The organism is Flexivirga endophytica (assembly GCF_014640635.1).
GTDB lineage: Bacteria > Actinomycetota > Actinomycetes > Actinomycetales > Dermatophilaceae > Flexivirga > Flexivirga endophytica.
The window spans coordinates 542,769-554,104 of record NZ_BMHI01000005.1 but is presented as its reverse complement, the minus strand read 5'-3'; the positions used below and the strand labels follow the sequence as shown (position 1 = coordinate 554,104).

14 protein-coding genes, 1 tRNA gene and 1 riboswitch are annotated in these 11,336 nt (G+C 68.7%); all 15 genes read right to left on the bottom strand.

Annotated elements, in window-relative coordinates; all coding sequences use genetic code 11:
- Window positions 1-18: 18 nt before the first annotated feature.
- Entirely contained in the window at window positions 19-864 is an 846-nt protein-coding gene (gene thiD, locus IEX71_RS17925) for a bifunctional hydroxymethylpyrimidine kinase/phosphomethylpyrimidine kinase (protein ID WP_188838392.1), read from the bottom strand.
- A complete protein-coding gene (thiE, locus tag IEX71_RS17920) occupies window positions 864-1,508 on the bottom strand; it encodes a thiamine phosphate synthase (RefSeq protein WP_188838391.1) in 645 nt (214 codons plus the stop codon). Before thiE ends, thiD begins: the two co-directional genes overlap by 1 nt.
- Complete coding sequence (gene thiM / locus IEX71_RS17915) at window positions 1,505-2,311, bottom strand: hydroxyethylthiazole kinase (RefSeq protein WP_229749836.1); 807 nt, start codon at window positions 2,309-2,311, stop codon at window positions 1,505-1,507. The genes thiE and thiM overlap by 4 nt, the downstream gene beginning before the upstream one ends.
- Window positions 2,308-2,982, bottom strand: coding sequence for a TenA family protein (locus IEX71_RS17910; RefSeq protein WP_188838389.1), 675 nt, complete (start codon window positions 2,980-2,982; stop codon window positions 2,308-2,310). Before IEX71_RS17910 ends, thiM begins: the two co-directional genes overlap by 4 nt.
- A riboswitch (TPP riboswitch) is annotated at window positions 2,978-3,090 on the bottom strand. It overlaps the preceding gene by 5 nt.
- 47 nt (window positions 3,091-3,137) lie before the next feature.
- Entirely contained in the window at window positions 3,138-4,328 is a 1,191-nt protein-coding gene (locus IEX71_RS17905; protein WP_188838388.1) for an O-succinylhomoserine sulfhydrylase, read from the bottom strand.
- Between the two features lie 130 nt (window positions 4,329-4,458).
- The gene (locus IEX71_RS17900; RefSeq protein ID WP_188838387.1) at window positions 4,459-5,595 is read right to left on the bottom strand and encodes a bifunctional RNase H/acid phosphatase; all 1,137 of its coding nucleotides are present in this window, start codon (window positions 5,593-5,595) and stop codon (window positions 4,459-4,461) included.
- Between the two features lie 4 nt (window positions 5,596-5,599).
- Window positions 5,600-6,340 (bottom strand): zinc ribbon domain-containing protein, encoded by a 741-nt coding sequence (locus tag IEX71_RS17895; RefSeq protein WP_188838386.1) that lies wholly within the window; start codon window positions 6,338-6,340, stop codon window positions 5,600-5,602.
- Window positions 6,337-7,191 carry a Nif3-like dinuclear metal center hexameric protein gene (locus IEX71_RS17890; RefSeq protein WP_188838385.1) on the bottom strand — a complete coding sequence of 285 codons (855 nt, stop codon included), beginning with the start codon at window positions 7,189-7,191 and terminating at the stop codon, window positions 6,337-6,339. The genes IEX71_RS17895 and IEX71_RS17890 overlap by 4 nt, the downstream gene beginning before the upstream one ends.
- 359 nt (window positions 7,192-7,550) lie before the next feature.
- A tRNA-Val gene (locus IEX71_RS17885) sits at window positions 7,551-7,623 on the bottom strand.
- Window positions 7,624-7,741: 118 nt separating this feature from the next.
- Window positions 7,742-8,212, bottom strand: a complete 471-nt coding sequence (locus IEX71_RS17880; RefSeq protein WP_188838384.1) for a peroxiredoxin — start codon at window positions 8,210-8,212, stop codon at window positions 7,742-7,744.
- Entirely contained in the window at window positions 8,209-8,631 is a 423-nt protein-coding gene (locus IEX71_RS17875) for a DUF3052 domain-containing protein (protein ID WP_188838383.1), read from the bottom strand. The genes IEX71_RS17880 and IEX71_RS17875 overlap by 4 nt, the downstream gene beginning before the upstream one ends.
- A gap of 79 nt (window positions 8,632-8,710) precedes the next feature.
- The gene (pucL, locus tag IEX71_RS17870; RefSeq protein WP_188838382.1) at window positions 8,711-9,610 is read right to left on the bottom strand and encodes a factor-independent urate hydroxylase; all 900 of its coding nucleotides are present in this window, start codon (window positions 9,608-9,610) and stop codon (window positions 8,711-8,713) included.
- A 6-nt stretch (window positions 9,611-9,616) separates the two neighbouring features.
- Entirely contained in the window at window positions 9,617-9,955 is a 339-nt protein-coding gene (gene uraH, locus IEX71_RS17865; RefSeq protein WP_188838381.1) for a hydroxyisourate hydrolase, read from the bottom strand.
- Window positions 9,952-10,476, bottom strand: a complete 525-nt coding sequence (uraD, locus tag IEX71_RS17860; protein ID WP_188838380.1) for a 2-oxo-4-hydroxy-4-carboxy-5-ureidoimidazoline decarboxylase — start codon at window positions 10,474-10,476, stop codon at window positions 9,952-9,954. Before uraD ends, uraH begins: the two co-directional genes overlap by 4 nt.
- A 57-nt stretch (window positions 10,477-10,533) precedes the next feature.
- The gene (locus IEX71_RS17855; protein ID WP_188838379.1) at window positions 10,534-11,289 is read right to left on the bottom strand and encodes an IclR family transcriptional regulator; all 756 of its coding nucleotides are present in this window, start codon (window positions 11,287-11,289) and stop codon (window positions 10,534-10,536) included.
- Window positions 11,290-11,336 lie beyond the last annotated feature (47 nt).

Sequence of the window (11,336 nt, the reverse complement as noted above, 5' to 3'; positions counted from 1 at the left end):
CTTCGGGGTCCCCGTGAATTATTCGTGGGAGCGCAGCGGCGGAGAAACTTCGTGGAGTTTCCCCCAGGCGTTCCAGAAGTGGTGGACGGGGCCGTTGCCGTGTCCGATCGACAGGTCGTCGGCCGCTCGCAGTGCACCGGTCAGGTAGGTCTTGGCCTCGCGGACCGCGTCGACCCACGAGTCGCGCTGTGGGCGCAACGCAGCGATCGCCGAGGACAGGGTGCAGCCGGTCCCGTGGGTGTTCCGGGTGGCCACCCGCGGCGCGTCCAGCTCGGTGATCCGCCCGTCGACGAGCAACAGGTCAGTGCTGTCCGGCCCGTCGAGGTGCCCACCCTTGAGCAGCACCCCGTGCGTCAGCTCGGCGAGCGCTCGGACTTGTCGGTCCATGTCGCAGACACTTGTCGCCTCCGGCACTCCCAGCAGGTCGGCCGCTTCGGGCATGTTCGGAGTGATGAGGTCGGCCAGCGGGACCAGTTCGTCGCGCAGGGCGGCGACGGCCTCTGCGGGCAGCAGCCGGTGTCCGCTGGTGGCGACCATGACCGGGTCGAGAACGACCGGACCCAGCTGCCGCTCGCGCAGCACCTCGGCCACGGCCCGCGTGACCTCGGCGGTGCCGAGCATGCCGATCTTGACGGCATCGACGTGCACGTCGTCCAACAGGTTGCGGAGTTGCCCCGCGACGGTCGCACCGTCCAGTTGGTGGATCGCGGCGACACCCCGGGTGTTCTGGGTGACGACCGCGGTCACCACCACCGTGCCGAACGCACCGAGGGCGGAGAACGTCTTCAGGTCCGCGCTGATGCCGGCTCCCCCGCTGGGGTCCGTGCCTGCGATGGTCAGCACGGTCGGGACGTACGGCGCCATCACAACTCCTCCGCTGCCAGTAGGGCTCGTGCCGCGGCCGCCGGATCCGGGGCGGCACACACGGCCGACACCACGGCGACACCGGCAGCTCCCGCGGCGCGCAGCGGTGCGACGTGGATGTCCTTGATCCCGCCGATGGCGACCGCGGGCAGCTCACAACCGTCCAGCACCTCGCGAACACCGTCGATGCCGAGCGGTGCGGCGGCCTTCGGCTTCGTGGGGGTCGCGAACACCGGCCCGATCCCGAGGTAGTCCACGGTGCCGTCCGGCCACTCCGCCACGGCCTCGATCTCGTCGATGCAGGAGACCGAGTGGCCGATGATCAGTTGCGTCCCGGCGACCCGGCGGGCATCGACCGGGTGCAGATCGGACTGCCCGAGATGCACCCCGTCGGCACCGACCGCGAGTGCGACGTCGAGCCGGTCGTCCACGACGAACGGCACGCCTGCAGCCGTCGTGATGTCCCTGAGTTCCCTTGCGATGTCGAGTAGTTCACGAGTCGTCGCCTCGTGGTCCCGCAGCTGCACGATCGTCACACCGCCTGCCAGTGCCGGACGGACCGTCTCCGCGACACCGCGCTCACCGCACAGCGCGCGGTCGGTGACCAGATAGAGCCGCAGCGATTCCGCGTCCAGCCGGATCATCGGGTCAGCCGCGCCAACTGCTCGGAGCCGAGTGCATGGAGCGCATCCAGGATCTCGACGGCGAACGTCCCCGGGCCGGACGCGCGCTCGATCGCGACCTCGGCCGCGATCGTCCACACAGCAGTAGCGGCGAACGCGGCATCCGCGGGAGACGCGCAGGCGGTGAACGCGGCAGTGATGGCGCCCAGTGCGCAACCCACCCCGGTCACCTTGGTCATCATCGGTGTGCCGTTGGAGACGGTGCGAACGTCGTCGGCAGTGATGATGTGATCGACCGGTCCACTGACGGCGACCGCGCCACCGGTGCGCGCGCACAGGGAGCGCGCCGGCTCCAGGGCCGCCTCCACACCTGCCGTGCTGTCCACGCCGCGTCCGCCTCCGTCGAGTCCGGCCAGGCTGATCACCTCGGACGCATTGCCGCGTATGACGGTCGGACGCAGCGGGACCAGTTCGGTGGCGACACGGTCACGCAGCGGCAGCCCGCCAACCGCGACCGGGTCGAGCACCCACGGGGTTCCGGCAGCGCCGGCCGCCTGGGCAGTGGCCACCATGGTCTCCCCCACCGCCGGGTTGATGGTGCCGACGTTGATGAGCACGGCGTCCGCGATGCCCGCGAAAACCGTTGCCTCCTCGAGGTTGTCGACCATCGCCGGGGCCGCGCCCAGGGCAAGCAGGGCGTTCGCGGTGAACCCGGTCACCACCGAGTTGGTGATGCACTGGACCAGCGGCCCGCGCCGGCGCAGCTCCGCGAGCAGCTCGCTGACATCGCTGCCGTCCAGCACGTCCGTCACGGTGTCGCTCACCACGGCCACCTCTCTCCGCGCACCGCGGCGTCCCAGAACATCCACTCATAACGGGTCGCGATCTCGAGGTGCTCGACCATGTCCGCCACCTGTCGCTCGGACAGTCCACCGACGGTTTCGTCGACGACCTGCAGCATCTCGGCGACGCTCCGCGCGAAATCGGGAGCGGCATACGACTCGATCCAGCGCGCATAGACCGGATCGCTCGAGCCGGACTCCGCAAGCGCGACACCGACCTGCTGATAGATCCAGTAACACGGGAGCACCGCGGCCAGACCCTCGTGGAACGGTCGCTGGGCGCACACCGACAGCAGGTAGCTCGTATAGGCAGTGGTGGCAGGTGATTTCGGAGTGCTGTGCAGCAACTGCGGGTCGAGTCCGGCCTGCTCCAGGAGGGCCGGGTGCAGACCGAGCTCGGTCGCGATCGCGGATCCGGCATGCGCGGCCAGCGTGCCCGCCGCACCGGACGGAGCCTTGGCCGCGAGCAGTGCCAGCGCTCGCGCATATTCACCCAGGTAGAGCGTGTCCTGTATGACGAAGTAGCCGAACGCCTCCCGCCGCAAGCTGCCGGCTGAAAGGCCCCGCAGGAAGTCGTGCGCCAGGACGCGCTTGAGACCTTCCTCCATCGGTGCTCCGAGCACGGGCCACCAGGTGTATGACGTCGTCGACATCGAAGATGCCCCTTCCTCCGCCGGCATTGTCCGGCTCAGGTTGTGGCGGTCGGCGACGGTTCGGTCGCCCTCTCAGCCCGGTCCTTCCGAGCTCCCGCGGGTTGTCGAGACCAACCGTAACGCTTCGTGAGCCACCTCACCACGAAGGGGTGAGGTCAGCTCAGCGCCTGCGTGATGTCTCGCACCAGGTCATCGGCGTCCTCGAGCCCGACGGAGACCCGCAGCACACCGTCGGTGATGCCGACAGCCGCACGTGCCTCGGCGCCCATCCGCCGGTGCGTCGTCGTCGCGGGGTGAGTGATCAGGGACTTGGAATCACCGAGGTTGTTCGAGATGTCAACGATCTCAAGGGCGTTCATGAACGTGAAGGCGTCCTGCTTGCCGCCGTCCAGCTCGAACGTCACGACCGTGCCACCGCCGCTCATCTGACGCTGCGCCAGGTCGAACTGCTCGTGTGACTCCAGGAACGGATACCAGACGCGGCGGATCGCCGGGTGGTCCTGCAGGGTGCGCGCGACCTGCAGCGCGGACCGGGCCTGGGCCTCGACCCGCAGGCGCATGGTCTCCAGTCCCTTCAGCAACACCCAGGCGTTGAACGCCGACATCGAAGGACCGGTGTGCCGCAGGAGGTTCTCGACCGGGCCGTGGATGTAGTCGTCCGGCCCGAGGATCGCGCCGCCGAGCACCCTGCCCTGGCCGTCGATGTGCTTGGTCGCCGAGTAGACCACGATGTCCGCGCCGTGCTCGAGGGGCTGGGAGAAGATCGGGGTCCCGAAGACGTTGTCGACCACGACCTTCGCCCCGGCGGCGTGCGCGTGCTCGGTGACGAAGTCGATGTCGACGAGTTCCTGCATCGGGTTGCTCGGCGTCTCGAAGAAGACCGCGGTGGTCGGCTCCGCCAGCGCGGCCTTCCACTGCTCGTTGTCGGGCCCGTCGACGAAGACCGTCTCCACGCCCCAGCGCGGCAGGATCTCGTCGAGGATCACGAAACACGAGCCGAACAGCCCGCGCGCGGCGACGACCCGATCCCCTGACCCGAGGAGTGCGGCCAGTGCCGTGAACACGGCACCCATGCCGGACCCGGTGGCGTAGCAGGCCTCGGCGCCTTCCAGTTGGCGCAGCCGCTCCTCGAACATCGCAACGGTCGGGTTCCCGTAGCGGCTGTAGACGAATCGGTCGACGTCGCCGGTGAACGCCGCCTCGGCGTCCTCCGCCGTCTGATAGACGAAACCGGAGGTCAGGAAGAGCGCCTCGGACGTCTCCTCGAAGCCGCTGCGCTGCAGGCCGCCCCGCACCGCGACGGTGTCGGGTGACCAGTTGTCGTCATCACGCGCAGCACCACTCACGCCCGGTAGCTTCCCACAGCCGACCGAGCCTGCTGCCGCCCCGTCCAGCAGTCCGACGCCGCGTGACGACGCTGGTCTTGGGAGGAGTCGCGCGAAACGGCCAGTGGAGACGACGACCAAGACAAACGGCTCACCGCAGGTGGTGGGTGTCGTTGGTGTAGGCGACACTGGCGCTGCCATCGGCATAGACATCGATCTCGGTGAGCGATGCAGGATCCGCGGCCAGCAGCCACGCGTGCCCGAAGCTCAACCCGAGCAACGACCGCAACACGACCAGGATCGGCATCCGGTGGGTGGCGATGACGACGGTGCCGCCCCGCGCGATCGCGCGCTCCCGTGCGGCATCCACCCGCTCGACGAGCTCCGCGTGGGTCTCGCCGCCTTCGACCCGGAAATCGTCCTCGACCCGCATTCTGGCCGGGTCACCCGGATAACGCTCGCCGATCTCGACGAAGCTCAGGCCGTCCCAGACACCGAAACACTGCTCGTCCCAGTCTGCGTCGATCTCCGGCTGCACGCCCAATACGCGGGCCGCCGCGGCGCCGGTCTGGCGGGCTCGAGCCAGCGAGGACGTCACGACGGACACCGGCCCGGTGACGAGTTCGGCGAGGGCCGCACCCGCCTTCTCCGCCTGGTCCAGCCCCTCGGCATTCAGCTGCGGGTCGGCACCGCCACGGCCGTCCAGCCGGCCACCGACGGTGAAATCCGTGACGCCGTGCCGCAACAGGATCAGCCGGGTCTGGACGGTGCGCTTCGGCAACGACGGTCGCGACTCCTGGGTCGTCGGCTCGGTCTGCCCCGAGTCCGCGCCGGCCGCCTCGTCACGCCACAGGTCGCGCTCGACGTCCTTGCCGTCCATGCCGTCGTTGGACAGCTTGTCGGCGGCCTTGTTCTGGGCCCGCGGGATCCAGGTCCACTCGACCGAGCCACCGGCCGCGCGGATCCGGCGCAGCACCTCCTGGGCCTCACCGGCCAGTCGGCGCATGTCCTCGTGCTTGATCTTCCAGCGACCGGCCATCTGCTCGACGACCAGCCGCGAGTCCATCCGCACGACGATGTCCGCTCCGGCATCGATCGCCTCGGCGGCCAGCAGGCCCGCGATCAGGCCCTGGTATTCGGCGACGTTGTTGCTCGCCTTCCCCAGCGGCGCGGCGCGTTCGGCCAGCAGGGAGCGGTCGTGCGCGTCGCGCACGAGGGCGCCATACCCGGCGACGCCGGGGTTGCCACGAGAACCGCCGTCGGCCTCGACGATGAGAGAACGACCCACGGCTCTACAGGCCGGACTCGGCGGTGCGGACCAGGATCCGGCGGCACTCCTCGCAGCGCACCACCTCGTCCTCGGCCGCAGCGCGGATGCGGCCCAGGTCGGCCTGACCGAGCTCCAAACCGCAACCGCTGCAACGCTTCTGCTGCAGTGCTGCCGCCGCGACGCCGCCCATCTGGTCGCGCAGCTTCTCGTAGAGCGCCAGCAACTCGGCGCCGACGCCCGGCGCGACATTGGACCGGTCCCGCTCGATGCTCTCGCGCTCGGACACGATCTCCGCGAGCGCGCGCTCCTGCTCGGTCCGCAGCTGCTCGACGCGCTGTTGCGCCTCCTGCTGGGCCGACTCCTTGGCGGTCAGGTCGGACTGCAGGCTCTCGGCGCGCTCCATCACCTCGAGCTCGACCTCCTCCAGCTCGGTCTGGCGACGGCCGAGCGTCTCCAGCTCGTGCTGCAGGTTCTGCAGCTCCTTCGACGTGCCGCTGCCGCTCTCCAGCCGCTTGCGGTCACGATCGGCGCGGTCGCGGACCAGCTGCACATCGGCGTCGGCTTTGCTGACGGCACGTTCGTTGTCCTGCAGCGCGGTGCGGGCGATCACCACGTCCTCGGAGAGGGTGCTGGCTTGCGCCGTCGCTTCCGCCAGCTGCGCCTGCACCGGCAACGTGCGCTCCCGATGCTTCAGCTGGTCCAGGCGGGTGTCGAGCTTCTGCAGGTCCAGCAGTCGCCACTGCCGGGTGAGATCAGCCTTCACAGGGCGTCACTGCTCCTTCTGGGTTCGGTCGGGACGAGGAAGTCCCACGGGTCGGTGCGCAACTGCGACACGGAGGTCTGTACGTCATACCCCTGCGCAGCAAGGGCTTCGCGCAATCGGTCGGCGCTGTCGGCCAGCCACAGCGACTCGGTCGCCCAGTGCCCGGCATCGATCAGGTATGGCGCTCCCCCACGCGCCTCCTCGCGGGCCTCCAGCGCCGGGTGGTGGCGCAGGTCGGCGGTGACGTAGACGTCGGCCCCACCTGCGCGAACGGCGTCAAAACGGTCGTCCCCGGCACCACCCTGGACCGCGACACGGCGGATGACGGCCGCGGGGTCACCGCTCACCCGCAGTCCGACGGGGGCGGCCGGCAGCTTATCGGCCAGTGCCCCCGAGAACTCGCCCAGGGTGGTCGGCTCGGCCAGGTCACCGATCCGGCCGATCGGCTGGCCGCCCTCCTCGTCCAACGGCTGCGCGTCGGTGGGCAGTCCGCAGGCTGCGGCGAGGGCGTCGTTGACTCCGGGGCTCGCGACGTCGGCGTTGGTGTGCGCGCAGTAGAGCGCGATGTCGGCGACCACGAGAGTGGTGACCGCGGCGCCCTTCGCGGTGGTGGTCGCGACGGAGTGCACACCCCGCAGCAGTAGCGGATGGTGGGTGACCAGCAGGTCGGCGCCGGCGTCGCGCGCGTCCTCGATCACGGCGAGCGTCGGATCGACCGCGAAGTGGATGTGGTCGATCTCCTGCGCTGCGTCACCGGTGACCAGACCGACGCTGTCCCAACCCGCGGCGGTCTGTGGCGGGTAGAACCCGTCGAGCACCCGGACGGCATCCGCGAGGGTGGGACTGGTCACGTCGTGCCTCTCTGTTCGATGCGGATGTTCAGTTCATCGTGCTGCCAGGCTATTCGCCGACCGGTGTCGCTCGTTAACCGTCGTCGAGCCCGCCGGCGCCGACTGCCGGTGTCTTTGACCTGTGTACCCACACGCGGCCGCCGGCCGTGAAATTCCTCGGGGTGCGTCAAGACGTCGGGCCGAAGACCGCCAAAGGCACAGTCACTCGAAGGCTTCGGCGTCGGACGCGAGGTACGAGCGTCGACGACAAACTCTACGTGAGGTCATGATCGCGGCCGAAGGCCGCCAAAAACACAGCTCACTTTGGCTTTTGGCGTGGTACTCGCGAGGAACGAGCGAGACCACGCCAAAAACCAAAGTGGGCCCGGCCGGGCTCGAACCGACGACAACCGCGGTGTAAACGCGGTGCTCTACCAACTGAGCTACAGGCCCCCGTGCGTTGTTGCGGATGCACGAGCGATACCGCGACAGGCCGCGGTGCCCCGTCATTGTGCCAGCAGGGGTCGGCCGGACAAACTCCACGTGCGGACACGCTCCGGCGCAGGAAACCTCACAGCGCGGCGAGCGCGTCCCGGTAGCCCTCGAAGTCACGTGCCTCGCCTGGTCCGTTGACCTGCGACCAGCGGATCGTGCCCTCGCCGTCGACGAGGAAGGTCCCGCGGATCGCCATACCGGCTTCGCCGTTGAAGACGCCGTATGCCGAGGCGACCTCGCCGTGCGGCCAGAAGTCGGACAGCAGGTCGAAGTCGTAGTGCTCGGCCTCCGACCAGGCGCGCAGCGTGAACATCGGGTCGCACGAGATCGCCAGGACCTCGGCCCGGCCATCACCGGTGAAGCCGGCGATGTCGTCACGTATGCCGCACAGCTCGCCGGTGCAGATGCCCGACCACGCGAACGGGTAGAAGACCAGCAGCACCGGCTTGTCGGCGACCCGCTCACGCAGGGACACCGACTCGCCGTGCTGGTTCTGCAACGTGAAGTCGGGTGCCATGTCACCGACCGCAGCACGCGTGTCCGTCATCGCTGCTTGGCCACGCCGCCCTGGACGAGCTTCGTCGCGATCCACTCGTCACCGGCGCGTGTGGACGTGCCGGCGTTGAGACCGGCCGTCTGCGCGGCCTCGGCGATGTCGCTGGCGTCCACGTGGTCCGGGTGACCGGCGCCGGGCACCAGCAGGACGACGAAGCCCTTGTCGGCGAGGTTGGTCAGCGCATCGACGCAATCGTCGATCAGGTCGCCGTCGCCGTCCCTCCACCACAGGAGGACGGCGTCGACCACTCCGTCGTAGTCCTCGTCCTCCAAACCGGATCCGGTGAGCTCCTCGATCTGCTCACGAACGGCGTCATCGACGTCGTCGTCCCAACCGAGTTCTTGTACCACCTGGTCTTTTTCGAAGCCGAGTTTCTCGGCCAGTGCGGATTTCTGGGCCCCAATTGCCATGGGCGTAGTTCACTAGGAACTGCGCCGGTTTGCAACCGGGCGACGTGATCGCCGCCCGGTTGCACCGGCGCGGAACCTGCTACCAGGCCTGGCCGGGGTCGTATGCCGAGGACATGTCGACATCCTCCGACCGCTTGATCGTGGCCTCGATGAGCCCGTAGGGCCGGTCGGCGGCGTGATGCACCTCACAGTTGTTCTCGACGCCGAACGGGCTCAGGTCGACCACGAAGTGGTGCTTGTTCGGACAGCTGAAGCGGACCTCGGCGATGCTCGGGACCGCGTCGAGCACTGCGGTGCCCATCTCCCAGAGCGTGTGCTGGAGCGCATAGCTGTAAGCCGCCGCGAAGCTTCCGGTGATCGCGTCGAGCACCTCGTCGAATGCCTTGCCCCAGTCGATGCCTGTGCCGATATCCGCGCCGTCGTGCGCCCACTGCGCCGTGACGGCGGTCGCCATGATCCGGTCGTTCGTCGGCTGCAGGGTGGTGTATTTGTCCTGGTAGAAGCCGTGGAACTCCGAGTCCGTGGTCTTCAGGACCGTGAGCTCCTTCAGCCCGCTGACGACGCTGGTGTCGTCAGCGGTGCGGGTGACAGTGGCGGTGCGGACGTAGTCACCGTTCTTGACGAAGGCGTGCGCATGGCCGTGCGAGCGGACCCACGGGACCGCATCCACCGTGATGCGGGCGGCGCTGACCTGCGGCACCTCGATGAAGTGGTCCGCGAGCGCGACGGCGAAGGACTCCGGCTCGCGGACCGCGTCGCCGGCTTCCTTGGCGAAGGCGTTGACGGTGTTCTTGCACGCGTCGGTGGTGAGCACTTTGGCCTGGTCGCCGGAGGTGTGCGCGTCGTCGAAATCGCCGGTCAGCGACACAGAGACGTTGTAGTCGACCAGCTCGTGCGGGGCATCCGGGTCGTCCCGGAAGACGCGCACGACGTGCACTTCCGCCTTGCCGTACTGGTTGTGTCCGAGGACATAGGACATGAGAAATCAGCTCCCTCTATAGGTGGAGAACGCGAACGGACTCAGTAGCAACGGCACGTGATAGTGCCGGTCTTCGTCTATGACGAAGGTGATCGCCACCTCGGGATAGAAGGCCCGGACCCCGGCACGCTCGAAGAAGCTGCCGGTGGCGAAGACGATGCGGTAGGTGCCGTGCTGGAGCCCGTCGGGCACCAGTCCGGCCACCCGGCCGTCATCGTCCGTGGTGCCGGATCCGATGGACGCGCCATCGCTTCCGGCACCGGCTTGGGAGAACACCGTGACCCGGACGCCGGCGGCCGGCTGTCCGTTGACGGCGTCCAGAACATGGGTGGAGAGACTGCTCATGAACTGAAGGCTCCTTCCAGGCGGAGCCGGGTGATCTGCCGCAATTGCTCGCGAACTTCACGCTCCTCCGCGGCATCGTCGTTGTCGAGGCGGCGGCGCAACTCGGCGAGGATCTCGGCGGGGGCCCGGCCGGCGGCCCGGATCAGGAAAACGCGGTCGAAGCGTGCTTCGTAGTCCTGGTTGCCCTGCACGATCTGCGCGGTGACCTGCTCGTCGGCCGACTGCATCGCGGACTGCTCGGAGCGCGACAGCTGCGCTGCCGTGTCCTCACCGCGCATCCGCTCGCCGATCCGTGGATGGCCGGACAGGGCTGCGGCGACCTCGGACTCGGGCAGCGCGGGAAAGACCGCGTCCGATGCGGCGAGCAGCGCGGCGAGGGCGCCATACGGGCGACGATCGGCCAGCGTCCGTGCCCACTCCTGGCTGCCGCACAACGGCAGCAGCGTGCGCACCGCATCCTCGACCGGCGCCGTGTCGAACACCTCCAACGCATTTCGTAGCGTGGAATTTTGATTCCGCATACAGAAATACTGCGACAGGGTCGATGCGCTGTCAAGAGTTCCCGGCGGACGCGTCGCTCATCCGGCCAGCTGGACCGCGAGTTCGCCGGCGACCTCCCGCATCACGGGTATGGCGCGCTCCTGCAGAGCGTCGGTCATCCGCGCCGCCGGCCCGGAGATGGACAACGCCAGCCGGGACACCCCACCGACGACAGGCAGCGCCAGGCAGATGACGCCGTCCTCCATCTCGCCGTATTCGTGAGCCACGCCCTCTTCGCGCACGCGGGCCAGGTGCTCGATGAACTCGTCGGGGTCGGTGATCGTCGCTTCGGTCACCTTCGGCATGCCGACCCGGTCGAGGATGCCGCGGACCGCGTCGTCGTCGAGCTGTGCCAGCAGCGCCTTGCCGGCCGCCCGGCAGTGCGGGTGGACGTGCTGGCCAAGCTGGGTGAACATCCGCATCGCGCGCGGGGACGGCGCCTGTCCGACATACACGAGCATGTCGCCGTCGAGGGCCGCCAGATTGGCGCTCTCCCCCAACCGGCGCACCACGTCGGCCAGCTTCGAGCTGCTGCGCGAGCCGAACGCGTCCAGCGCCGCATTGCCCAGTGGGATCAGTCGAGACCCCAGCGCGTAGCGACGGTCGGGCAGCTGCCGAAGGTAGTTGCGGTCCACCAGCGTGCGCACCAGTCGGTGGATGGTCGGCATCGGCAGTCCCGAGGCCGCGCTCATCTCGACCAGGGCCATCTCACCGCCGCTCTGGTCGATCAGCTCGAGTATGTCGAGCGCACGCCCGACGGACTGCACGCCACCGGGGCGGGTCTGCTGTGTCATGACGACTCCTCTACAGTCCTGTCATTCGCCAACATGGAATTTACACT